Raw genomic sequence first — 23443 nt, forward strand, 5'->3', positions numbered from 1 at the left:
TGGCGATTGTTGCGATGGCGACGACAGCAGACAGTGGCGCGAGTCCAACGACAGCGCTACGCTAGGCACCTCTACACTGCAGGAGCCGCAACCATGCACCGCACACCCTCAATGATCATTGCCATCCTTGCCTGTGCCGCCGCGCTCGGCGCGCCAGCCCAGGCCGCGCCGCCCGAGGGCAAAGGCAAGCCGGATCACGCGGGCCAAGGCAATGGCAACGGTAACGGCAATGGCAATGGCAAGAACAAGGGCCAGCAGAGCCAGGACGGCGGGGTCAGCGTCACACTCAGCACCGCGGGCATCACCGTTTCCACCGCGCGCGGCTATGCCGTGCAGGCCGGGGCGACGGGCTATGGCTCGCTGCCGCCGGGCATACGCAAGAACCTGGCGCGCGGCAAGCCCCTGCCTCCGGGCATCGCCAAGAAGATGGTGCCCGGCCCCATGCTGGCGCGCCTGCCCGTGCACCCGAGCTACGAATGGCGCGTCGCGGGCAGCGACCTGATCCTCGTGGCCATCGCCACCGCCGTCGTCGCGGACGTCCTCACGGGCGTGTTCAACTAGGCGCCGCGCGTCATGGACGCCGCCACGCGGCGTCCATAGTTCCTAGCATCAGGCCGCACACTGTTACGTCCCTGCCGCGGATCTATCTGCTACCGTTGAATCGCCTCGCGCCGCGGCCCTGGCCCGGCGCCCACGACGGAGACCGCGCATGCCACGTCCTTCCGAGTCCGCGCCGCTGATCGGCGTGATCCCCCCCTACATGCTCGATCGCCTGGCGCAACACGCCGACGCGCGGGTCAGCATGCCCGCGGTCAAGACGCTGATCATCGACCAGCAGCAGCGCAGCCTGCGCGAGATGGCGGTGCAGCCGCCGCGCGCCAAGCCAGCCCGCCCCAAGAAGGCGGCGCCCGCCGGCACACCCCAGCGCGCCGTGCACGACGCCGCCAACACCACCACGCTGCCTGGCAAGCTGGTGCGCGCCGAAGGCGCCCCCGCCAGCGGCGACGTGGCAGTGGACGAAGCCTATGAACATCTGGGCTCGACCTACAAGCTGTTCTGGGATGTCTACAAGCGCCACTCCATCGACGGCCTGGGCCTGCCGCTGGTGGGCACCGTGCATTACGGCGAAGACTACGACAACGCCTTCTGGAACGGCGCGCAGATGGTGTTCGGCGATGGCGACGGCAAAGTGTTCAACCGCTTCACGGTGGCGGTGGACATCATCGGCCACGAGCTCACGCATGGCGTGATCGACGCCGAGGCCGCCCTGCTCTACCAGGGCCAGTCCGGCGCCCTGAACGAATCCCTGTGCGACGTCTTCGGCGCGCTGGTCAAGCAGCACACACTGGGCCAGGACGCGCGCGACGCCGATTGGCTGGTGGGCGCCGGGCTGTTCAAGCCCAGGATCCGCGCTCGCGCGCTGCGCTCCATGGCGGAGCCCGGCAGCGCCTACGACGATCCCCTGCTGGGCAAGGATCCGCAGCCCGCGCACATGCGCGACTATGTGGACACGCCAAACGACAACGGCGGCGTGCACATCAATTCCGGCATTCCCAACCGCGCCTTCTATCTGGCGGCCACAGCGCTGGAAGGCCCCGCGTGGGCCGGCGCGGGCCGCGTCTGGTACGACGCGCTGTGCGACAAGCGCCTGCGCCACGACGCCGACTTCGTGCAGTTCGCGAAACTGACACTGGCCGTCGCGGCGGAACGCCATGAGGCCGCCGTGCGCGACGCCGTCGCCCGGGCGTGGGCCGGCGTGGGAGTCCAGACATGATCGAGCTGCCGTCCCTGGACCTTGCCATGCTGGTGCGCCTGACCCGCGAAGGCGGGCTGGCCTATGTGCCCGCATTGGCGCAGCCTCGCAGCATCGACCTCGTCACCTGCCCGCCGGACCTGCGGCAGGAGGTCTGCGACGCCCTGCAACGCGCCGCGCCGGTGGCCGTTCCGCGCTGCGCACCGGCGGGCGGCGACCAGCGCTACTTCCACGTCGAGGTCGTGTACGAAGGCGACGGCGTCGCGGACATCAGCTTCGACGTGCCGGAGACCGACGCGCCCGAGCCGCTGGTGCGCTTGTGGAAAAGCCGGGCCGGACAGCCTTGAGCGCGGCGTCCCGGTATTGCCCGATCTGGATGGCGCGGCCCGCGTAAAGACCGGTAGCCGCCATCGCCAGGCACAAGACCGCGCACAGGGCCAGCGCCAGGCTCCAGTCTCCCTGCGTGTCATGCAGCGTGCCCGCCAGCGCAGGGCCGCTTGCCGCGAACAGATAGCCCACGCATTGCGCCATGCCCGACAGCGCCGCCGCCTGCTGCGCATGGCTGGCGCGCAGGCCCACGAATGCCAGGCCGAGGATGATGCCGCCGCCCGTGCCCAGGCCCATCAGGACGATCCACAGCGTCGCCCAGCCAGGCGCGACGATCAGGCCGGCAAACGCGACAAACGAGGCCGCGGCCGAGCAGAACGCCGCGCCGCGCTGGTCCTTCAGGCGCCGCACCACCGGAGGCAGGAACAGGGCCGGGACGGCCGACATGAGCTGCAGCAGGCCATGCAGCGCGCCGGCGCGTTCCGCCGTGTAGCCGGCATCGCGCAAAATGGCCGGCAGCCAGCTTACGCCCACATAGAACACGAAGGAATTGATGCCCAGGAACAGCGTCACCTGCCAGGCCAGCGCAGAACGCCACAAGCGGGGGCCGTGCGGCGCATGCGCCGTGGATGCCGCAGGCGCGGTGTGGTTGGCCAGTTGCGGCAGCCATAGCAAGGCGCTGAGCACGGGCACCACCAGCAGGCAGCCCGAGGAAAAGCGCCAGGTCGCGTCGGACAGGCCGGCCAGCGGGATGGCGATGGCGGACGCCAGCCCCGCGGCCAGGCTCATGGTCAGCACGTAGGCCGAGGTCAGGCCCGCGACCTGCTGCGGGAAATCGCGCTTCAAGAGGCTAGGCAACAGCACGTTGCCGATGGCGATGCCGGCGCCGATGACCACGGTGCCCAGGAACAGGCTCCAGGCCGGCCCCAGCGTGCGCACGACGATGCCCGCCGCGACCAGCAGCATGGCGGCAAACAAGCTGCGCTCCAGCCCGTGGCGGCGCGCCAGGCCCGCGGCGAACAGCGACACCACGGCAAAGGCCAGCAGGGGCAAGGTGATCAGCATGCCCGCGGCGGTGGCGCTCAGCCCCAGCTGCTCGCGGATCATCCCGGTCAGCGGCGGCACGCCGGTAATGGGCGCGCGCAGCGCCATGGACATGCAAAGAATGCCGGCGATCAGCAACACGGGATGGCCGGCGGGACGTTTGGAAGTAAGGGGATGCGAATTCATGCCATCAGCTTAAGCATCGCCGCCTTCGCCGAATTTCGACATAATGACAAATTATCCCTAAATTCAGTCAAGGTGATATTCAATGCACCGCCTGGACGATCCCGCCCCGTTCTTCAACCCCGATATCGACTCGCAATGGACCTATGCCATGCGCGTGCACGCGGACGAGAACGATCAGGAATCCCCGCCGCACCGGCACGCAATGGGACAGCTGGTGCTGTCCTTGCAGGGCGGGGTGACCTGCTCCGTGCCGCAAGGCCTGTGGATGGTGCCGCCGCAATGCGGCGTCTGGATTCCTGGCGGCGTGCCGCACAGCAACCGCGTCACGCAGAACGGCCGGGTGTGTTTCCTGTTCGTACCGCCAGACGCCGCGGGCCTGCCTGGACAGTGCTGCACGTTGGCGATCTCGCCGCTGGTGCGCGAACTGGTCGCTTATCTGGCCGACCTGGCTCCGCAGGACACCGCCACGCCTTCCAACCGGAAGCTGGCTGAAGTGCTGGTCGAGCAGTTGGCGCGCATGCCGGCCGAACAACTGCACCTGCCCATTTCGGAACACCCGCGCCTGCGTGAAATCGCCGATGCCCTGCACGCCGATCCCGCCGACCGCAGCACGGTGGCGCAATGGGGCAGGCGCGTTGCCATGAGCGAACGCACGCTGGCGCGCCTGGTGCAGCAGGAGCTCGGCATGAGCTTCGGCCGCTGGCGCCAGCAGATGCACATCATCCAGGCCTTGCAGCGCCTGTCCGCGGGCATCTCGGTGCAGCGCACGGCGGAAGACCTGGGCTACGAGTCCGTCAGCGCCTTCATCACCATGTTCCGCAAGACGCTGGGCAAGACGCCTGCCCGCTACTTCGCGGACAAGGCCGACGGTATCAATTGACGGCGGGCGGATAGTCCAGTTCGCCCGATTTCATCTGGCCGCGCAGGCGCGCCTCGCGCAGTTCCGCGACCGTCTGGTCCCGGGTCTTGTCCGATTGCGACGGCAGCGCGGGCGGATAATCCTGTTCGCCATACGTGACCAGGCCGGCCGCGCGCGCGGCGTCGAGTTCTTCGCGCACCTGCTGGCGGGTCTTGGTGCTGACATGAGGCAGATCCACCGGGTATTGCTGTTCGCCATAAGTCACCAGGCCGGCGGCCTTGGCTTCCATCAGTTCTGCGCGCACCTGTTCACGGGTCTTGCCTTCGGCATGCGCGGCGGCGCCGACGAGCGCCATGCTCAGCGCCAGGACGGAGAGTCGAAATGTATTCATGAAATCCTCTGCGGTTAACGAGTGCTGCAATATTCGTTCGCCTGCCCGCCGGGATAAATCCCGCGCGGCGCAATCGAAGGTTGCCCGCCGCGCAAGCCTCGCCGCACACCCGCGCAGCACCCCGCGCACCCTTGCGTCGGGCGCAAGGGTGGGTTGATCCAGGGATGGTTTTTCCGCCCCCCGCATCTACCTAGACTGAATAGCTCCTGTTATCCAAGGACGCTATTCCATGTTGTCTTCCTCATCTCCGGGCAGGGGCGGCCCACGATCATGACGGCCGCCGCTCCCCCCACCCCGCCCGCTGCTGCGGCCTTCGGCTGGCGCATCCTGACCGGATTGCTCGGCGTGCTGCTGGCAGTGATCCTCGCCGGGCTCAACGAAAACGTGACCAAGATGGCGCTGCCCGACATCCGCGGCGCGCTGGGCATCAGCTACGACCAGGGCACCTGGTTCGTCGCCGTCTACGCGGCGGCGTCGGTATGCGCCATGGCGTTCGCGCCCTGGTGCTCGGTCACGTTTTCATTGCGCCGCTTCACGGTCACGGCGCTGGCCGCCTTCGCGCTGTTCGGCGCGCTCTGCCCGTTTGCGCCCAACCTGCCCGTGCTGCTGTTCCTGCGCACGCTGCAAGGCCTCGCGGGCGGCGCGCTGCCGCCCATGCTCATGACGGTGGCGCTGCGCTTCCTGCCGCCAGGCATCAAGCTCTACGGCTTGGGCGGCTACGCCCTCACGGCCACCTTCGCGCCCAGCCTGGGCATACCGCTGGCGGCCTTCTGCACCGAGGTGCTGGGTTGGCGCTGGGCCTTCTGGCTGATCGTCGCTCCCGCGGCGCTCGCCGCATGGGCCGTCTGGCGCGGACTGCCCCAGGATCCGCTCAAGCTCGAGCGCTTGCGCCTGTTCGACTGGCGCGGCCTGCTGCTGGGCGCCCCGGCGCTGTCCATGCTGGTCATCGGCCTGTTGCAGGGCGACCGGCTGGACTGGCTCAACTCGCCGCTGATCTCCGTGCTGCTGGGCGGCGGCGGCGTGCTGATGGTGCTGTTCATGGTCAACGAATGGTCGCATCCCCTGCCGTTCTTCAAGATCCAGCTCCTGCGCCACCGCAATCTCAGCCATGCCTTGCTGACGCTGGGCGGCGTGCTGATCGTGCTGCTGGGCGTGATCTTGATTCCCTCGTCGTTCCTAGCGCAATTGCGCGGCTACCGGCCGCTGGAAACGGCGCCGGTGCTGCTCACCATGGGCCTGCCGCAGCTGATCGCGCTGCCGCTGGTCGCGGCGCTGTGCAACCTGCGCCAGGTGGATTGCCGCTGGGTGCTGGCCTCGGGCCTCGGGCTGCTGGCCGTGTCCTGCCTGCTGGGGTCGCAACTGACGCCCGTCTGGTCGCGCGAGCAGTTCTATCTGCTCGAAGCCGTGCAGATCTTCGCCCAGCCCATGGCCGTGATCCCGCTGCTGATGCTGGCCACGGGCGGCCTGGCGCCGCAGGACGGCCCCTGGGCCTCATCGTGGTTCAACACCATCAAGGGTTTTGCCGCGGTGGCCGCCACCGGCCTGCTGGACGCGCTGACCACCTCGCGCCGCAATTACCACTCCGGCATGCTGGCCGACCAGCTGGGCAACTTTCCGCTGAGCACGGCCGGCGAAAACGCTGCGGCGCTGTCCCGCCGCATCCAGGAGCAGGCCGCCGTGCTGACCTCCGCCGACCTCTATCTGTGCATGGCCGGCGTGGCCGTGCTCCTCATCCTGCTCATCCCCTTCGTCGCGACCCGGATCTACCCTCCGCGCGCCGCGGCCTGAAATCGAGTCCATATCATGCCATTCCCTCTTTTGACTTCTCCCCTTCCCCGCGCCGGCGCCCTCGGCGCCCTGGTCCTCCTGGCCTATGCGGGCTGGTCATGGTCCGCCACCGGCGCCGCTGAATCCACCGACGACGCCACCGTCGTCGCCGATCACACCATCGTCGCGCCGCAGGTGTCCGGCTTCATCGACGCCGTGCTGGTCGAAGACAACCAGGCCGTCAAGCAGGGCCAACTGCTTGCCCGCATCGACGACCGCGACCATCAGGCCGCGCTGGCTGCCGCAAGCGCCGAGCTCGCGGTGGCGGCGGCGCGCCTCTCGGACGCGGCCGCCACCCTGGAACGCCAGCAGGCCGTGATCGAGCAGGCCGTCGCCGTCACGCGCGCCGACCTGGCGGACATCCGCTATGCCGAAAGCGAGGCCCAACGCCACCGCAGGCTGGCCAGCGAGGGCGCGGGCACCCAGCAAGCCTATGAACAGGCGCGCAGCCGGCTGGACATGGCGCAGGCTCGGCAAGCCGAACACACAGCTACCTTGCAAGCCGCTCGCAAGCAGCGCGACGTGCTGGAAGCCAACCGCGAGGCGGCACAGGCCGGGCTGCTGCGCGCGCAGGCCCTGAAGGACCGCGCGGAACTCAATCTGTCGCATACCCAGGTCGTCTCCCCTATCGATGGCATCGTCGGCCGGCGCTCGCTGCGCGTGGGCGCCTACGTCAGCCCGGGCACGCCCATCCTCGCAGTGGTGCCGCTGCAGCAAGCCTATGTGGTGGCCAACTTCCGCGAAAAGCAGTTGACCCGCATGCGTCCGGGCCAGCTCGCGACCATCACGGTCGACGCCTATCCGGACACGCCGCTGCGCGGCCGCGTCCAGAGCATCGCGCCAGCCACGGGCCTGAGCTTTTCACCGGTAGTCCCCAGCAATGCCACCGGTAACTTCACCAAGGTCGCGCAGCGCCTGCCCGTCAAGATCGTGCTGGATGCGCCGGCCGAAGGCGCGCCGCCGCTGCGCGCCGGCATGTCCGTCGAAGCCGTGGTCGATACCGGCGCCGCGGCAGAGGAGTCCACGCAATGATCCCGCGCCGCTTGATCAATGCCATGCTGGCCTGCACACTTTCCGCCTTGGCAGGCTGCGCCGTGGGCCCCGACTTTCAGGCTCCCCAGGCGCAATTGCCCGCGCAGTGGCGAATACCCGACGCTTCCGCCGCGGACAGCGTCCCCGTGCCGCAAGATGTGAACACGTCCTGGTGGGACAGCTTCGGCGATCCCACCCTGAGCGCCTTGATCGCCGAAGCGACCGAGGCCAACCTGGACATACGTATCGCCCACGAACGCCTGCTGCAAAGCCGCGCGGCCTTGCGCGTGACCGAAGCCGACGGCCTGCCCGCCGTCGGTGCGGGCGCAAGCTACAAGCGCGGCCAGAACAGCGAGGTCGGCCTGGCCGACCCGTCGGGCCACGGCGGCAAGTCCTCATTCAACCTGTGGCAGGCCGGCGTGGACGCCAGCTGGGAACTGGACCTGTGGGGCCGCGTGCGGCGCGAAGTCGAACAGGCCGGCGCCCAATCCCAGGCGGCGCTGGAGGCGCAGCGCGGCGTGGTCCTGGCCATCCGCGCCGAAACGGCGCGCAACTACATCCTGCTGCGCGGCACGCAGAACCAGCTGGACGTGCTGCGCCAAACGCTCGCCAATGCCGAACGCAACCTGGCGCTGACCCGCCTGCGCCAGCGCGAAGGCGTCGCCACCGAACTGGACGTTTCACAAGCCGATGCGCAGGCAGCCTCCATCGAAGCCGGCGTGCCGCCGCTCGTGCTGCGCATCGAACAGCTGATGAATGCGCTGGCGCTGCTGCTGGAGCAACCGCCCGGCGCGCTGCAACCGCGCCTGGCGGCGGTGGGCCCGATACCGGGCGGTCCCCTGCAAGTCCCCGTCGGGCTGCCGAGCGAACTGGCCGAACGCAGGCCCGACATCCGCCGCGCCCAGGCCAATCTGCATGCGGCCGTCGCAGCCATCGGCGTGGCCGAGGGCGATTTCTATCCGCGCATCACGCTATCGGGCAACCTCGGCCTGCAAGCCCTGCAGTTGCGAGACCTGGACTCCGACAATGCCGGCGTCTTCGGCGCCGGCCCCGCGTTGCAGATTCCCATTTTCCAGGGCGGCCGGCTGCGAGGCCGGCTGCGGCTGCGCGAATCGCAAGCTCAGGAAGCCGCGCTGCTATACCAGAAGACCGTGTTGAATGCCTGGCATGAAGTCGACAACGCCATGACCGCCTACCAGGCGCAGCAACTGACCCGGGTGAGTCTGGAGCGCGCCTCCGAGAGCGCCCGCCAGGCGTTGCTCAACGCGCAACGCCAATATGCCGCGGGCGCGTCGGACTTCGTGAACGTGCTCAGCGCGCAGAACGCGGTGCTGGCCAGCGACCAGGCCCGCGTGTCGACCCAGGCCGCGGTGTCGCTGGTGCTGGTGGATCTGTACCGCTCGCTGGGCGGCGGCTGGGAACCGCCCGCTGCGGGTCTCAGCCCTGCTTCGGCCCCGCGATGATGAACAGCCGCGGGAACGGCAGCAGCACCGTGCCGTCGGCCAGCGCCGGATAGGCCTCTTCGATCAGCGATTGGTAGCGGGCCAGGAAACTGGCCTGCCCGGCAGCGTCCAACCGGTCCAGGTAGGGCCGCAGCGCCGTGCCCTTGAACCACTCCACGACCGCCGCCGCGCCTGCCAGCGGGTGATGGTAGGTCGTTCGCCACACGTCCAGCAGGCCGCAATGCGGCTTGAGCAGTTCGTAGTACCAGCCCGCGCTGTGCCGCGGCGGATGCTTGAATCCGCCGATGGCGGCGGCCCAGGGCGCTTCGCCTGCCACCTGGCGCGCCAGGCGGTGGGCCGGCTCTTCCAGGTTATCCGGCGTCTGCACCGCCAGGCTGCCGCCCGGAGCCAGCTTGCCGACCAGGCGCGGATACAGCGTCGCGTGGTCCGGCACCCATTGCAGCGCGGCGTTCGCCAGGATCACGTCGTAGGTCTCGGGCGGATTCCACGTGGCGATGTCGGCCAGTTCAAATTGCAGCCCCGGCAGGCGCTTTCGCGCCGACTGCAGCATGTCCTCCGAGCTGTCCATGCCGCTGATTTCGGCGCCGGGGTAGCGGCTGGCGAGCACTTCGGTGGAGTTGCCGGGGCCGCAGCCCAGGTCCACGGCGCGCTTCACGTCCTGGTTGGGCAAGGCGGCGACCAGGTCCCGCACCGGACGGGTGCGTTCGTTTTCAAAGGCGGAATACTGTTTGGCGGACCAGCTGGTCATGACGGCTCCTTGCGGCTTTTGGACTGTCCAGCACTCTACGCCCGCCGCACAGGCGCGACAAATCCCAAAAAATGCGCCCGCCATATCCGTTGGATATGGCGGGCGCTTTGCCTCTGGTCGCGGGATTATTCAGCCGCGAGTTCCTGCTTGGAGGCGTCCGAGCGGGTTTTCCACAGCGAGAACAACACGCCGCCAGCAATCAGGCCGAAGGTCACCGACAGGGACAAGGCAGCCGGCACCTTGCCGATGAAACCGACCAGGAAGATCTTGCCGCCAATGAAGACCAGGACCAGAGCCAGGGCGTACTTCAGGTAATGGAAGCGGTGGATCATCGCAGCCAGCGCAAAGTACAGCGCACGCAGGCCCAGGATGGCGAAGATGTTGCTGGTGTAGACGATGAACGGGTCAGTGGTGATGGCGAAGATCGCCGGCACGGAGTCCACCGCGAACAACAGGTCCACAAACTCGATCAACACCAGCGCCAGCAACAGCGGCGTAGCCCAACGCACCTTCTTCGACGTGGCGGGATCGGTCTCCATCACCCAGAACGCGTTGCCGCGCAGCCCTTCCGTGACGCGCATGCGGCGCTTCAGGAACTTCAGGATCGGATTGGACGCGATATCCGGCGTCTGGTCCGCAATCATCCACATCTTGATGCCGGTGAACACCAGGAAGGCGCCGAACAGATACAGCAGCCAGCCAAAGTTGCTGACCAGCGCCGCGCCCAGGCCTATCATGATGGCGCGCAGCACGATCACGCCGAGGATGCCCCAGAACAGCACGCGGTGCTGGTACTGGCGCGGAATCGCGAAGAAACTGAAGATCAGCGCGATCACGAAGACGTTGTCCATCGACAGCGACTTCTCGATCATGAAGCCCGTGTAGTAGGCCATGCCGCTGGCGGAACCCATCTGCCACCAGACCCAGGCGCCGAACAGCAGCGCCGCGGTGATGTAGCCAGCCGAAAGCAACAGGCTCTCGCGCACGCCGATCTCACGGTCTTCCTTGTGCAGCACGCCCAGGTCAAAGGCCAGCAAGGCGACCACGATGCCGATGAATAGCAGCCAGCTCCAGGCCGGGGTGCCGAAGAAATCGGCAGAGAGTAAGGTGAGCAAGGTGTCCATGATGTTCCCGCTTGTGTTCGAAGGGGCTCATGATCCGGATCCGGGGCCGATGGAGAAATCAGCCTGAAAGTGAGTTAAGGTTCGAAAAAACCGAAGTGATTCCTGCCATGCTCAATTATCGACACCTGTATTACTTCTGGATGGTTGCCAAGGAAGGCGGCTTTTCCCGCGCCGCCGAAAGGCTGGACATGGCCATCCAGACCATCAGCGCGCAAGTGCGCGAACTGGAAAAAAACCTGGGCCACCAGCTGCTCAAGCCGGCCGGGCGCGGCGTGGCGCTGACCGACGCGGGCGAGGCCGCCTTCGCCCGCGCCGAAGAGATCTTCCAGATCGGCCAGATGCTGCCCCAGGACGTCCGCGCCGCCGCCACCAAGCCCGTCATACGGCTGTCGGTGGGCCTGTCGGACGGCATTTCCAAGCTGGCCGCACAGGCCCTGCTGGGCCCGGTGCTGCACACGCCGGACCTGCGCCTGACCTGCCACGAAGGCGAGGTCGAGGAACTGCTGGGCGAACTTGCCCAGCATCACCTGGACCTGGTGCTGGCCGGCCAGGGCGCGCCCGCCAACCCCAACCTGCGCCTCACCAGCGACCGCCTGGTCTCGTCGCCAGTGGACTGGTACGGTCCCGCCAAGCTGGTGCGCAAGGCCGACACCCTGGACTTTCCACGCTGCCTGGAACGCCTGCCGGTGCTGCTGCCCACCGGCCATTCCGTGCTGCGCCAGACGCTGGACCGCTGGTTTTCCGAACAAGGCATCTATCCCAACGTGGTCGGCGAATTCGAGGACAGCGCCCTGATGTCGGTATTCGCCGCCCGCGGCCTGGGCGTGTTTCCGCTCAGCCGCCTGGGCGGCGGCGATATCGGCGTGCTGCGGGGCTTGCGTCCCCTGGCCCGCTGCGACGACGTGCACGAGGAAATCCACGCCATCCGCAATCGCCGGGGGCAGCACCATCCGCTGGTCCAGATCGTGCTCGCCAAGGCAAAAACTTCGGTTTTTTCTTAATGTTTGTCACAACCACGCTGGTTTTTCAGAAATAGAATCCGCCTTATCGTGGACCCTCTTTTGAAACATCGGAGTACCACCTCAATGAAAAAGATCATCTGGCTCGCCTTCGCCGTGCTTGCAGCACTCTGGACCGGGCTGGTTGCGCTGACGCTGCAGCTGACCAACTGGGTCCTGTCGACCATCGCCACGACCCAGGTTCCCGGCACGGCGCTGGATACCTCGCAATGGGTTCCGCCCGCCTGGGCGGCGGCCTGGGTCGACCCCGCCTGGCTGCAGACGCTGCAGGGCGGCCTGGTCTGGGCCGCACAGGGCTTGAACCAGATGCTGCCCTTCGCCGGCAGCCTCGGCACGCTGATCTCCGTACTGGCCTGGATCTTCTGGGGCTTCATCATCGTCGGCCTGCTGGTACTGGCGCTGATCCTCCACTGGCTGGCCGGCAAGCGCGAGCAAGCCGCGGCGCCCGGCCGCCAAGTGGTGTAATAGGGCAGGCAACGCGGCAACCCGGCGCGCTGCCCCTTACAAGAGGAGCGTGCCGTGCCCACCGTTCATTCCCCTGCCCCGAAGCTGTTGCTGGCGGCCCTGCTGGCCATGGCCGCCACGGCGGCGCAGGCGCACCCCGTGCGCTCCGCCTACGGCGTCGAGGTCTGCACGGTCACGGGCACTTCCGGGGAATACAGCGTGCGCGTGCGCAACACCGGCACGGCGCCCCTGGCCCGCGCCGAAGTCAACGGCGTCAGCCTGGATTCCAGCGGCCACGCGGCCGGTCCTCTCACCGTCAATCTGACCGACATCCCTGCCGGCAAGTACAAGACTGCCGTGCTGGGACGTCCCGGCAATGGCGCCGCGCTGGTCAGCATCGCCACTTATGTCACCGCCAATGGCGCGGAAACCCACCAGCAGGATCTGTTCGCCGGCAAGGTGGCGCACGTTTCGCCGGGCTCAGCCCTGCAATACACCCTGGCTCCGCTGGCCGTACGCGGCTGGACAGTGGCCTATGGCACCAAACAGGATCCCAAGCTGGAAGCCGGGAGCGCCGTGCTGCTGATCTACCCCGTCACCCTGGGCAAGAAGCGCGACGCGACGCGCCCGGATGCCGGCCGCACGCCGGCCGATGTGGTGCCGCTGGCGCCCTGCGGCGCGGCCGCCGGAGCAAAGAAATCCTGAACGCGTTCAGGTGCCGCTGAGCAGGTCGCGCTCGTTCAAGAGCGCATAGACGATCTCGGGCCGGTTATCGAAACCGCGGCGGATGGCGGCGGGAATCGCCGTGCGCGTCTTGCGGCACAACCCCAGCTGGTCCTCCAGCTGGATCGCAATGCCGCGCGAGGTGCGCACCTCGTTCTCGCTGGGCGTGATGTGGATCACGATGCCCAATTGCGCATGGATGCGTCCCTGCATGGCGCGCAGGTCCTCCAGGCTGGAGATGTTCTCCAACCGCGCCACAAGGCGCTTTTCCTCTTCCTTGGTCAGCCGCAACACGCGGACGTCGGCAGACGGATCGGCCAGCAGCCGGTCACGGTCACACATACAGGCGCCCGGCGGACATTCTTGGCGGATGGGAAACGGAAAATTCATGGCGGGCGGAGCGCGTCGCGGCAATCTTGCGTATCTTGGAATTCTACCCAGGATCCTGCGCCGCCCGCCGGGCGGCGAGTCCTGGTTTCCCCGCAAGCCGCTGCGGCATAATGCCTCACCGAGTTCACGGCGCGGAGGGCGCCCGCATGAAAGGATTCCTGTCGCTGGCGGCACTGGCCGCGCTCTTCATGCCCGGCCAGGATGCCGCCGCGCGCGACTACTCGTACGCTGTCCGGCCCGGCCTGCCTGCCGTGGTGACCATTACCGAGCTGCCGCAACAGCGCCTGAGCGTACGCGTGGGGGACGGGTCCGCTCAGCAAATCGCGGACATCTCCGGCGACGAGGAGGTGGACCAGTTCCAGGACGTGGACGTCGACCATGACGGCTACCTCGACTTCGTCATCGGGCAGACTGGCGGCAGTACGCAAGCGATTTCGCGCATCTTCCTGTACCGCCCCCAGGACGGGCGCTACCAAGAGATCCCGTATCCCGATGCAGTGGCCAGCCCATGCCGCGGCTTCGTCAATCCCGAATTCGACGCGGCCAAGCCCATTATTTCCGTGGCGTGCCGCTACAGCGCCGACACCTATGGCTTCGAGCAGTACCGGGTGTGCCCGGACGGCTCGGCGCGGATCATTTCCTGGACCCGGCGCGTAGGCGAATCGGAGCGCAAGATTCCGCATCCCGGCGCCAAGGGCGCCACATGCGCCGCGCGGACTGGCCGCTAAGGCGCCAATCCCCCCGAAATTCCCCCTCTGCGCAATGGCGCCGCAAACGCCGCGGCCGCTATAGTTGCGCTTCCGCCCACCAGGCTCTACGTCCGAGGACACCCCCGCCGTGCTGATTTTCCACAACCCTGTCCACGAAAAACACGCTGGCCGACAGGAAATGTTCCGCGGCAAGCTGGTGCCCTGTCACGAAACCCCGGCGCGCCTGGAGTACGTGCTGCAAGCGCTGAACCAGCGCGGCATCGGCGCATTGCGCACGCCATCGGCGGCGGACCTGGGCTTGGTCAAGCGCGTGCACGCCCCGCGCTACGTGGACTTCCTGGAAACGGCCTGGCGCGACTGGGTGGCGCTGGATCCGGCCAATGCCGGCCTCGACATCCTGCCTTCGGTCTGGCCCGTGCGCGGATTCCGCCACGACATCGAACCGACCAACTTCGCCGCGCGGGTCGGCCTGTTCTCGTTCGACAGCGGCTGCCCGCTGACCGCGGGCACCTGGGAGGCCGCCACCGCAGGCGCCGCCTGCGCCATCGACGCCGCGCGCGCCGTTTCCGCGGCAGGCGGCCCTCGCGTCGCCATGGCGCTCACGCGCCCGCCCGGCCACCACGCGGGCCCTGACTTCTTTGGCGGCTACTGCTTCCTTAACAACGCGGCGCTAGCCGCGCAAGCGCTGCGGGAAGCCGGCGCCGAACGCGTTGCCGTCGTGGACGTGGACTACCACCACGGCAACGGCACGCAGAGCATCTTCTATGAACGCGCCGACGTGCTGACCGTATCGGTGCACGGCGACCCGACCACCGAGTACCCCTTCTACCTGGGCTATGCCGATGAGCGCGGCGCAGGCGCTGGCCTGGACGCCAACCTGAACTTGCCGCTGCCCGCCGGCACCGGTTTCGCCGCCTGGACGCAGGCGTTGGAACAAGGGCTGGCCGCCGTGCGCGCCTTCAAGGCTGACGCAGTGGTGATCGCGCTGGGCGTGGACACCTACGAAGGCGATCCCATCTCCAAGTTCCAGCTCAAGAGCGCAGACTACCTGCACGTGGGCCGCCTGCTGGCAGGTCTGGGCCTGCCGGCGGTGTTCACGATGGAAGGCGGCTACGCCGTGGCGGACGTGGGCGTCAACGTCGCCAACGTGCTGGAAGGCTACGCAGGCTGAACGGCAGACGCTTTCAGTCGCGCGTTTCGAGCACCTTGTTGATACGCAGCGCCAGCAGCGTGCAGGCAGCCCCCGACAACAGGTAGACGCTGACCGCCACCAGCCCGAAACGCGCGGACAGGCCTAACGCGACCAGCGGCGCAAATGCTGCGCCGATCAGCCATGCCATGTCGGAGGTCAGCGCAGCGCCGGTATAGCGGAAGCGCCGCGTGAAGTTCGCGGTGACAGTGCCCGAAGCCTGGCCATAGGACAGCCCCAGCAGCACGAAGCCCACCAGGATGAACGCATCCTGCGCCTTGGGCCCGCCGCCCAGCAGCCAGGGCGTGAACAGCGCGAACACGGCAATCAGCAGGGCCAGCAGGCCCAGCGTGGTGCGCCGTCCGATGCGGTCGGCCAGCCAGCCCGAGGCGATGGTGCCCAGTATGCCCAGCACCGCGCCGACGATCTGCACGATCAACACGTCCTGGATCTGCTGGGTGGCGCTGACCGCGATCCAGGACAGGGGAAACACCGTGACCAGATGGAACAAGGCATAACTGGCCAGCGCCGCGAATGCGCCGATGAACAGGTTGTAGCCTTGCTCGCGCACCATCTGCGCAACGCTGATCGGTTCGAGTTCGCCCTCTTCCAGCAGCTGCGTGTATTCCTCGGTGACGACCAGGCGCAGCCGCGCGAACAGCGCCACCACATTGATGGCGAACGCCACGAAGAAGGGATAGCGCCAGCCCCATTCCAGGAAATCGGCTTCGGTCAGCGTCACGTGCAGGAACAGGAACAGCGCGCTGGCCACCATGAAGCCCACGGGCGCGCCAAGCTGCCCCAGCATGGCATACCAGCCGCGGCGGTTGGGCGGCGCATTCAGCGCCAGCAGCGACGGCAAGCCGTCCCATGACCCGCCCAGCGCCAGCCCTTGCAGGCAGCGGAACACCGCCAGCAGCGTGATCGCATGCGCGCCGATGACGTTGTAGCCCGGCAGGAAGGCCATGCCCACCGTAGCCGTTCCCAGCAGGAACAGGGCGATGGTGAGCTTGGTCGCACGCCCCCAGCGCCGCTGCGCCGCCATCGAGAGCGCCGTGCCGATGGGCCGCATGATGAAGGCGAACGAGAAGATGACAAAGGACCAGAGCGTGCCTTCCAGCCGCGGTTCGAAGGGGAAGAAGACCTGCGGAAAAACCAGCACGCAGGCGATGCCGAAGACGAAGAAATCGAAGTATTCGGAAGCGCGCCCCACCACCACGCCCACCGCGATTTCCCCTGGCGCCACCTTGGCGTGGCTACCGCCGCCGGCCGCGGGGAGTGAGGGAGCATGACCGGGATATTGCGTGGTGGTCGCCATGTGAATGCTCGCTGAAAGGAGGTTCGGAACAGATCCTGAAACACACCCGCGCGCCTGCAGCCCATATCGCGCAGAGCCGCTCCGTCATTGGGATGCAGCCCTGGTCTGCGCGCGTCGCCCTGCACATTTTTGTTCTTTTTACCCTAGATTTTTCGCGGCTTCCAGCGTAGTGTTGCGTTTACTTCCCACGGTTACGTTTCGGGGTATGGTCATGCCGTCCTTCCCAAGGTTCCGCGGATTGGTCCTGGTTGCCGCGCTGCCATTGCTCGCCGGATGCAATGCAGTCCTGCTCTCGCCCTCGGGCGACATCGCCTTGCAGCAGCGCAACCTGATCATCATTTCCACCGGCTTGATGCTGTTGATCATCGTGCCGGTGATCCTCCTGACTTTCGTGTTCGCGTGGCGCTACCGGGCCAGCAACAAGGAAGCGCACTATGACCCTGACTGGAATCACTCCACCATGCTGGAGCTCCTGATCTGGGCCGCGCCGCTGCTGATCATCATCGCGCTGGGCGCGCTCACCTGGGTCAGCACGCACCAATTGGATCCTTACCGCCCGCTTGTGCGCCTGTCCGAGGGCCGCGAAGTGCCCGCCGGCACCAAACCGCTGGTGGTGGAGGTCGTGGCGCTGGACTGGAAGTGGCTGTTCATCTATCCCGAACAGGGCATCGCCGCGGTGAACGAAATGGCGGCCCCGGTGGACCGTCCCATCCAGTTCAAGATCACTTCGTCCACCGTGATGAATTCCTTCTTCGTGCCCGCGCTCGCGGGCCAGATCTACGCCATGCCGGGCATGCAGACCACCCTGCACGCGGTGATCAACCATCCCGGCGAATACGAAGGCCTGTCCGCCAACTACAGCGGCTCGGGCTTTTCCGGCATGCGCTTCAAGTTCCACGGCGTGGATCAGCAGGGCTTTGACAAATGGGTGGCTGACGCCCGCGCCTCCAACGCCACGCTCAGCCGCGAAACCTACCTGAAGCTGGAGCAACCCAGCGAACGCAACCCGGTGCAACGCTATGCGTCCAGCGCGCCCGGCCTGTTCGAGGCGATCGTCAACCGCTGCGTGGAACCCAACCGCATGTGCATGCGCGACGCGATGGCGATCGACGCGCAAGGCGGCATGGGCATACCCGGCGCGCTCAATGTCACCACGCTGGACGCCGGAACGCGCGAGCGCCTGGGCCTGACCGGCGCGCCGCGCAAGTATGTGGGCGCGATGTGCACCGCCACCGAAGGACTGGTCCTGTAGCGGATCGCTGGCGCACGGGGCTTCGTGAAATTGCGGTCTTTTTGCTGGAATCGAGATGCCTGATCAACCAGACCTCACCAAGCTGATCTTCGGTAAGTTGACCTGGGAAGCCATTCCCTACCACGAACCGATCCTGCTCTTCACCTTCATCGCGGTCGCCATCGGCGGCATCGCGGTGGTGGGCGCCATCACCTACTTCGGCAAATGGGGCTACCTGTGGCGCGAGTGGTTCACCAGCATCGACCACAAGAAGATCGGCATCATGTACGTCATCCTGGGCATCGTGATGCTGCTGCGCGGCTTCGCCGACGCCATCATGATGCGCCTGCAACAGGCGGTGGCGTTCGGCGATTCCATGGGCTACCTGCCGCCGCACCACTACGACCAGATCTTCACCGCGCACGGCGTGATCATGATCTTCTTCGTGGCCATGCCGCTGGTCACGGGCCTGATGAACTACATCGTGCCCTTGCAGATCGGCGCGCGCGACGTGGCCTTTCCGTTCCTGAACAACTTCAGCTTCTGGATGACCACGGGCGGCGTCATCCTGGTCATGATGTCGCTGTTCGTCGGTGAATTCGCGCGTACCGGCTGGCTGGCGTATCCGCCGTTATCGGGGATCCTCCAGAGCCCCGACGTGGGCGTCGATTACTACATATGGGCCCTGCAGATAGCGGGGGTAGGCACACTGCTTTCCGGCGTCAACCTGCTGGTCACCATCGTCAAGATGCGCGCGCCGGGCATGACCATGATGCGCATGCCCATCTTCACCTGGACCGCGCTGTGCACCAATGTGCTGATCGTGGCGGCTTTCCCGGTGCTGACGGCGGTGCTGGCGCTGCTCTCCATGGACCGCTACGTGGGCACCAACTTCTTCACGGCGGACTTCGGCGGCAACGCCATGATGTACGTGAACCTGATCTGGATCTGGGGCCATCCCGAGGTCTACATCCTGATCCTGCCGGCCTTCGGCATCTTCTCCGAAGTGGTTTCCACCTTCTGCCGCAAGCGCCTCTTCGGCTATGCGTCCATGGTGTACGCCACGGTCGTGATCACGGTGCTGTCGTACCTGGTGTGGCTGCACCACTTCTTCACCATGGGATCAGGGGCAAGCGTGAACTCGTTCTTCGGGATCACCACCATGATCATCTCGATCCCCACGGGCGCCAAGATCTTCAACTGGCTGTTCACCATGTACCACGGCCGCATCCGCTTCGAGGTCCCCATGCTGTGGACCCTGGGGTTCATGGTGACCTTCGTGATCGGCGGCATGACGGGCGTGCTGCTCGCCGTGCCGCCCGCCGACTTCGTCCTGCACAACAGCCTGTTCCTGATCGCGCACTTCCACAACGTGATCATCGGCGGCGTGCTGTTCGGATTGATGGCCGGCATCACGTACTGGTTTCCCAAGGCCTTTGGCTACAAGCTCGATCCGTTCTGGGGCAAGTGCTCGTTCTGGTTCTGGCTGGTGGGCTTCTACGTCGCCTTCATGCCGCTGTATGTGCTGGGGCTGATGGGCGTGACACGGCGCGTGAATCACTTCGAGGACATGTCCCTGCAGATCTGGTTCCAGGTGGCGGCCTTCGGCGCGCTGCTGATAGCCTGCGGCATCGCCAGCTTCCTGATCCAGCTGGTGGTCAGCTATCGCCGCCGCGAGTCGCTGCGCGACGACACCGGCGACCCCTGGGACGGCCGCACGCTGGAATGGTCGACCTCGTCGCCGCCGCCCAACTACAACTTCGCCTTCACGCCGCGCGTGCATGACCAGGACGCCTGGTGGCAGATGAAGCAGCACGGCTACCTGCGGCCGCAGCAGGGCTTCATTCCCATCCACATGCCCAAGAACACCTGGGCGGGCATCGTCCTGGCGGGTATCAGCGTGGTGATGGGTTTCGCCTTGATCTGGCATATGTGGCCGCTGGTCGTGCTGTCGTTCGCGGCGCTGATCCTGGTGTCCATCATTCACACCTTCAACTACAAGCGCGACTACTACGTGCCGGCCGAAGAGGTCGTGCGCGCCGAGGACGCCCGCACAAGGTTGCTAGCGAAAAATGTCTGATACCCTGGCCCCCAACCTGCCCGGCGGCGCCGCGCCGCCCGCGGAGCCCATGTTCCACGTCCCGGGCGAACACCACCCCAAGAACGGGACCCTGCTCGGGTTCTGGGTCTACCTGATGAGCGATTGCCTCATCTTCGCCTGCCTGTTCGCCACCTATGGCGTGCTGGGACGCAACTATGCGGCTGGCCCTTCCGGCGCGGACCTGTTCGACCTGCCGCTGGTAGCGGTGAATACCGCGCTGCTGCTGCTGTCTTCCATCACCTACGGTTTCGCGATGCTGGAAATGCGGCGCAACCGCGTCGGCGCCACCCAGCTCTGGCTGGCCGTGACCGGCATCCTGGGGCTGGGCTTTCTGTCGCTGGAACTGTACGAATTCGCGCACCTGATCCACCAGGGCGCCGGCCCGCAGCGCAGCGCCTTCCTGTCGTCCTTCTTCACCCTGGTCGGCACCCACGGGCTGCACGTCACCTTCGGCATCGTGTGGCTGGTGACGATGATGATCCAGGTCCAGATGCACGGCTTGATCCCCGAAAACCGCCGCCGCCTGATGTGCCTGTCCATGTTCTGGCACTTCCTGGACCTGATCTGGGTGGGCGTCTTCACCTTCGTGTACCTGATGGGAGTGCTGCCATGACCGCGCACCTGGATCATCCGGCCGATCACGGCCACGGCGGCCACGACCACCACGACGACGATGACGGCGCCGCCCATGGCACCTTCAAAAGCTACATGACCGGCTTCGTGCTGGCGGCCATCCTGACCGCCATCCCGTTCTGGCTGGTCATGAACCAGGTCTTCTCTCAGTCCCGGACCACCGCGCTGGTGATCCTGGCGTTCGCCGCGGTGCAGATCGTGGTCCACATCATCTACTTCCTGCACATGGACACCAAGTCCGAAAGCGGCTGGAACATGTTGGCGTTAATATTCACGCTGGTGCTGGTCGTAATCACGCTCAGCGGATCCATCTGGATCATGTACCACCTCGACTCCAATATGATGCCCATGTCCACACACGACATGCGGAAAATGCCCTGATGGCCGCAGTAAACGACTCCACTTCCCGCGACACCTCCTCCCGTAATCCGCGCAGCAAAGTTACCCTGGTCATCCTGGGGGTGCTTGCTGTTGCCATTTTTGCGGGCCTCTGCGCCCTGGGCACCTGGCAGGTGCACCGGCTGGCCTGGAAACGCACCCTGATCGCGCAGGTCGAACAACGCGCCCATGCGGCGCCCACGCCGGCGCCGGCCCAGGCCGAATGGCCCGCGCTGACTTCCGACAACGCCGAATACCGCCGCGTCACCGCCAAGGGCACCTACCTGTACGACCGCCAGACCCTGGTGCAGGCCGCGACCGAGCTGGGCAGCGGCTACTGGGTCATGACTCCGCTGCAGTTGCCCGAAGGCGGCACGGTGCTGGTCAACCGCGGCTTCGTGCTGCCCGAATGGCGCAAAAGCAAGTCGGCCATACAACAAACGCCCGAAGAAGCCACCGTCACCGGCCTGCTGCGCATGGGCGAGCCCCCTCATGGTTTCCTGCGCAACAACGATCCGGCGACCAACCTCTGGTACTCGCGCGATCTGCCCGCCATCGCCGCGGCGCGCGGCCTGACCGACGTGGCCCCCTACTTCATCGACGCCGATGCGACGGGCAAGGACGGCAGCGGGCGCACCGCTCCCGTCGGCGGCCTGACGGTGCTGAACTTCCCCAACAATCACCTGAGCTACGCCATCACCTGGTACGCCCTGGCAGCCATGGTGCTGGTCGGCGTTTTCATCTTCGTGCGCGAGGAAAAGCGCGCGCGCCGCAAGGGCTGAATCCGCCGGCTGCGGCCGGTGTCCTACAATGAGGGCTGGGAACAGCGCTGAGCTACATGCTCGCGTGCTGTTCCCTTTTGTTTTTTCCACCCCTCAACCAGGAGTCCCCAAGGATGAAAAAGACGCTGCTCGCCGCCGCAATGTTCACGACTTTTGCAGGCGTTGCTCAGGCAGAATCGTCGGTAACTCTCTATGGTGTCATCGACACCGGCATCGGCTACAACAAGATCAAAGGCGATGGATACGACGGTAGCAAGATAGGCATGATCAACGGCATCCAGGCCGGCTCGCGCTGGGGCCTGCGCGGCGCCGAAGATCTGGGCGACGGCCTGCGCGCCACGTTCAAGCTGGAAAGCGGATTCGACTCGGCCAACGGCCAGCGCGGACAGTCTGGCCGCCTGTTCGGCCGCCAGGCCACCATCGGCCTGGCCAACGACGCCTGGGGCTCGCTGGAGTTCGGCCGCCAGGCCACGGTGGGCTCGAACTACCTTGCCGACATCGATCCCTTCTACACCAGCTACACCCAGTCCAACATGGGCCTGGGTTTCAGCGCCGCCAACACCATGCGCTGGGACAACATGGTGATGTACAAGACGCCTTCGGTGAACGGCTTCGAACTTGGCATCGGCTACTCGTTCAATGCGGACGACACGACCGCCGACCAGACGGGTTTTCGCACCGCCGACAATACCCGCGGCATCACCGCCGGCCTGCGCTACGTGCAAGGTCCGCTGAACGTCGCGCTGACCTACGACCAGCTCAACGGCTCCAACCGCGGCTCCATCGACCATGACGCCACGCCGCGCCAGTACGCGCTGGGCGTGTCCTACGACCTGGAGGTCGTGAAGCTCGCCGCCGCCTACGGCCGCACCACCGACGGCTGGTTCGTCGGCCAGGACCTGCCGGCAGGCACGCCCTTCAGCGATGAATTCGGCACCAACCGCTTCGTGGACGGCTTCAAGGCCAACTCCTACATGCTGGGCGCCACTCTGCCCCTGGGCAGCGCAAGCAGCCTGTTCGCGTCGTGGCAACACGTGTCGCCGAACAACGACAAGCTGACCGGCGGCGACACCAACATGAACGTCTGGAGCGTGGGCTACACCTACGACCTGTCCAAGCGCACCAACCTGTACGCCTATGGTTCGTACGGCAAGGACTATGCCTTCATCGACGGCCTGAAGAGCACGGCCGCCGGCGTCGGCGTGCGCCACACGTTCTAAGCAGGTCAGCGGAGCGGCTGCGGGGCCGCTTCCGCTGTCGGCGAATCCGTCCGATTCGAAGCCCCCTGGTATCGGGCTTCTTTAATATCGCCCGAGAGCCTGACGTCATCCGCATGTACGTCCAGGAGGCTCTCATGCACAAACCGCTCCCCCATACTTCTGCTTTCCCCGCCGCGGGTACGCTCGCGGTATACGCCGCGCTGGCGCCGGATCACCGGCAACTGGTCAAGGACACCATGACCCAGGATCTCGATGCGCTGGAGCAAGCCGCCGAGAAACCCGACGCCCTTGCCACCGCCCAGATGCTGCACCGCATACAGGGCGCGCTGCTGGCCCTGCAGATGCGCGCGCCAGCCTCGCACTTCGAGGCGCTGGAAGAAGAACTGGCAGAAGGCCTGTCCGCCGCCGCAGCCGCCAGAATCCGCCGTCAGGCCACCGTCGTGCGCGACCTGATGGACAGGCTGCATGCGTGGCAACCCGTTCCGGTGCAATCTGCAGGAAACACGCGTCCCTCATGATCGGCTATCTTTGAAACCAGATCCTGAAACGGA

25 protein-coding genes are annotated in these 23443 nt (G+C 66.4%); 19 read left to right on the plus strand and 6 right to left on the minus strand.

All coding sequences use genetic code 11. From position 1 onward, the window contains the following. Positions 1-93: 93 nt before the first annotated feature. The 3 genes from DXK93_RS04430 (at position 94) to DXK93_RS04440 (ending at position 2100) form a co-directional block, all read left to right on the plus strand. Entirely contained in the window at positions 94-561 is a 468-nt protein-coding gene (locus DXK93_RS04430; protein ID WP_119449451.1) for an anti-virulence regulator CigR family protein, read from the plus strand. Positions 562-709: 148 nt separating this feature from the next. Next, positions 710-1774 (plus strand): M4 family metallopeptidase, encoded by a 1065-nt coding sequence (locus DXK93_RS04435; protein ID WP_119449452.1) that lies wholly within the window; start codon positions 710-712, stop codon positions 1772-1774. Then, complete coding sequence (locus DXK93_RS04440) at positions 1771-2100, plus strand: protealysin inhibitor emfourin (RefSeq protein WP_119449453.1); 330 nt, start codon at positions 1771-1773, stop codon at positions 2098-2100. The genes DXK93_RS04435 and DXK93_RS04440 overlap by 4 nt, the downstream gene beginning before the upstream one ends. Here the strand turns inward: DXK93_RS04440 and DXK93_RS04445 are convergent. Continuing rightward, entirely contained in the window at positions 2024-3310 is a 1287-nt protein-coding gene (locus tag DXK93_RS04445) for an MFS transporter (RefSeq protein ID WP_119449454.1), read from the minus strand. The genes DXK93_RS04440 and DXK93_RS04445 overlap by 77 nt on opposite strands. Positions 3311-3392: 82 nt before the next feature. Here DXK93_RS04445 and DXK93_RS04450 point away from each other — a divergent pair, with 82 nt between their 5' ends. Further along, on the plus strand, positions 3393-4190 hold the full coding sequence (locus DXK93_RS04450) for a helix-turn-helix domain-containing protein (RefSeq protein WP_054451700.1): 798 nt from the start codon (positions 3393-3395) through the stop codon (positions 4188-4190). Here DXK93_RS04450 and DXK93_RS04455 read toward each other — a convergent pair. Then, the gene (locus DXK93_RS04455) at positions 4183-4560 is read right to left on the minus strand and encodes a DUF4148 domain-containing protein (RefSeq protein ID WP_054451701.1); all 378 of its coding nucleotides are present in this window, start codon (positions 4558-4560) and stop codon (positions 4183-4185) included. The genes DXK93_RS04450 and DXK93_RS04455 overlap by 8 nt on opposite strands. Before the next feature lie 270 nt (positions 4561-4830). Between DXK93_RS04455 and DXK93_RS04460 the strand changes: the two genes are divergently transcribed. Genes DXK93_RS04460 through DXK93_RS04470 form a run of 3 tightly spaced genes read left to right on the plus strand, consistent with a single transcriptional unit; the run spans position 4831 to position 8882 of the window. Then, positions 4831-6348 (plus strand): MFS transporter, encoded by a 1518-nt coding sequence (locus tag DXK93_RS04460; RefSeq protein WP_119449455.1) that lies wholly within the window; start codon positions 4831-4833, stop codon positions 6346-6348. A gap of 15 nt (positions 6349-6363) precedes the next feature. Continuing rightward, on the plus strand, positions 6364-7419 hold the full coding sequence (locus tag DXK93_RS04465) for an HlyD family secretion protein (RefSeq protein ID WP_082400784.1): 1056 nt from the start codon (positions 6364-6366) through the stop codon (positions 7417-7419). After that, positions 7416-8882: an efflux transporter outer membrane subunit gene (locus DXK93_RS04470; RefSeq protein ID WP_119449456.1), complete on the plus strand. Its 1467-nt coding sequence runs from the start codon at positions 7416-7418 to the stop codon at positions 8880-8882. Before DXK93_RS04465 ends, DXK93_RS04470 begins: the two co-directional genes overlap by 4 nt. Here the strand turns inward: DXK93_RS04470 and tam are convergent. After that, on the minus strand, positions 8857-9630 hold the full coding sequence (gene tam, locus DXK93_RS04475) for a trans-aconitate 2-methyltransferase (protein ID WP_119449457.1): 774 nt from the start codon (positions 9628-9630) through the stop codon (positions 8857-8859). The genes DXK93_RS04470 and tam overlap by 26 nt on opposite strands. Before the next feature lie 125 nt (positions 9631-9755). Continuing rightward, positions 9756-10754 carry a TerC family protein gene (locus DXK93_RS04480; RefSeq protein ID WP_119449458.1) on the minus strand — a complete coding sequence of 333 codons (999 nt, stop codon included), beginning with the start codon at positions 10752-10754 and terminating at the stop codon, positions 9756-9758. Positions 10755-10861: 107 nt separating this feature from the next. Between DXK93_RS04480 and DXK93_RS04485 the strand changes: the two genes are divergently transcribed. The 3 genes from DXK93_RS04485 to DXK93_RS04495 all read left to right on the plus strand — a co-directional run bounded on the left by DXK93_RS04485 (position 10862) and on the right by DXK93_RS04495 (position 12922). After that, on the plus strand, positions 10862-11755 hold the full coding sequence (locus tag DXK93_RS04485; RefSeq protein WP_119449477.1) for a LysR family transcriptional regulator: 894 nt from the start codon (positions 10862-10864) through the stop codon (positions 11753-11755). Positions 11756-11839: 84 nt separating this feature from the next. Then, the gene (locus tag DXK93_RS04490) at positions 11840-12238 is read left to right on the plus strand and encodes a hypothetical protein (protein WP_054451706.1); all 399 of its coding nucleotides are present in this window, start codon (positions 11840-11842) and stop codon (positions 12236-12238) included. A 54-nt stretch (positions 12239-12292) separates the two neighbouring features. After that, positions 12293-12922, plus strand: a complete 630-nt coding sequence (locus DXK93_RS04495) for a hypothetical protein (protein WP_119449459.1) — start codon at positions 12293-12295, stop codon at positions 12920-12922. A 6-nt stretch (positions 12923-12928) separates the two neighbouring features. Here the strand turns inward: DXK93_RS04495 and DXK93_RS04500 are convergent, their stop codons facing one another. Then, positions 12929-13330 carry a hypothetical protein gene (locus DXK93_RS04500; RefSeq protein ID WP_054451707.1) on the minus strand — a complete coding sequence of 134 codons (402 nt, stop codon included), beginning with the start codon at positions 13328-13330 and terminating at the stop codon, positions 12929-12931. Positions 13331-13476: 146 nt separating this feature from the next. Between DXK93_RS04500 and DXK93_RS04505 the strand changes: the two genes are divergently transcribed. Both DXK93_RS04505 and DXK93_RS04510 read left to right on the plus strand, forming a co-directional pair. Beyond that, on the plus strand, positions 13477-14058 hold the full coding sequence (locus DXK93_RS04505) for a hypothetical protein (protein ID WP_119449460.1): 582 nt from the start codon (positions 13477-13479) through the stop codon (positions 14056-14058). A 109-nt stretch (positions 14059-14167) separates the two neighbouring features. After that, complete coding sequence (locus DXK93_RS04510) at positions 14168-15211, plus strand: histone deacetylase family protein (RefSeq protein ID WP_119449461.1); 1044 nt, start codon at positions 14168-14170, stop codon at positions 15209-15211. Between the two features lie 13 nt (positions 15212-15224). On the opposite strand, the gene DXK93_RS04515 is transcribed toward DXK93_RS04510, so the two are convergent. Continuing rightward, on the minus strand, positions 15225-16547 hold the full coding sequence (locus DXK93_RS04515; RefSeq protein WP_054451710.1) for an MFS transporter: 1323 nt from the start codon (positions 16545-16547) through the stop codon (positions 15225-15227). A 211-nt stretch (positions 16548-16758) separates the two neighbouring features. Between DXK93_RS04515 and cyoA the strand changes: the two genes are divergently transcribed. The 7 genes from cyoA (at position 16759) to DXK93_RS04550 (ending at position 23410) form a co-directional block, all read left to right on the plus strand. Further along, the gene (gene cyoA / locus DXK93_RS04520) at positions 16759-17799 is read left to right on the plus strand and encodes a ubiquinol oxidase subunit II (protein WP_054452277.1); all 1041 of its coding nucleotides are present in this window, start codon (positions 16759-16761) and stop codon (positions 17797-17799) included. A 55-nt stretch (positions 17800-17854) separates the two neighbouring features. After that, entirely contained in the window at positions 17855-19858 is a 2004-nt protein-coding gene (gene cyoB / locus DXK93_RS04525; RefSeq protein ID WP_059378766.1) for a cytochrome o ubiquinol oxidase subunit I, read from the plus strand. Beyond that, on the plus strand, positions 19851-20492 hold the full coding sequence (cyoC, locus tag DXK93_RS04530; RefSeq protein WP_054451712.1) for a cytochrome o ubiquinol oxidase subunit III: 642 nt from the start codon (positions 19851-19853) through the stop codon (positions 20490-20492). The genes cyoB and cyoC overlap by 8 nt, the downstream gene beginning before the upstream one ends. Continuing rightward, the gene (cyoD, locus tag DXK93_RS04535) at positions 20489-20893 is read left to right on the plus strand and encodes a cytochrome o ubiquinol oxidase subunit IV (protein ID WP_054451713.1); all 405 of its coding nucleotides are present in this window, start codon (positions 20489-20491) and stop codon (positions 20891-20893) included. Before cyoC ends, cyoD begins: the two co-directional genes overlap by 4 nt. Continuing rightward, positions 20893-21672 carry an SURF1 family protein gene (locus tag DXK93_RS04540; protein WP_119449462.1) on the plus strand — a complete coding sequence of 260 codons (780 nt, stop codon included), beginning with the start codon at positions 20893-20895 and terminating at the stop codon, positions 21670-21672. The genes cyoD and DXK93_RS04540 overlap by 1 nt, the downstream gene beginning before the upstream one ends. 113 nt (positions 21673-21785) lie before the next feature. Further along, a complete protein-coding gene (locus DXK93_RS04545; protein ID WP_119449463.1) occupies positions 21786-22892 on the plus strand; it encodes a porin in 1107 nt (368 codons plus the stop codon). A 134-nt stretch (positions 22893-23026) separates the two neighbouring features. Then, positions 23027-23410, plus strand: coding sequence for a hypothetical protein (locus DXK93_RS04550; protein WP_119449464.1), 384 nt, complete (start codon positions 23027-23029; stop codon positions 23408-23410). The last annotated feature ends 33 nt before the right edge of the window (positions 23411-23443 follow it).

Origin of the sequence: Achromobacter sp. K91, assembly GCF_003576205.1 — a bacterium.
Taxonomy (GTDB): Bacteria; Pseudomonadota; Gammaproteobacteria; order Burkholderiales; family Burkholderiaceae_B; genus Achromobacter; species Achromobacter aegrifaciens.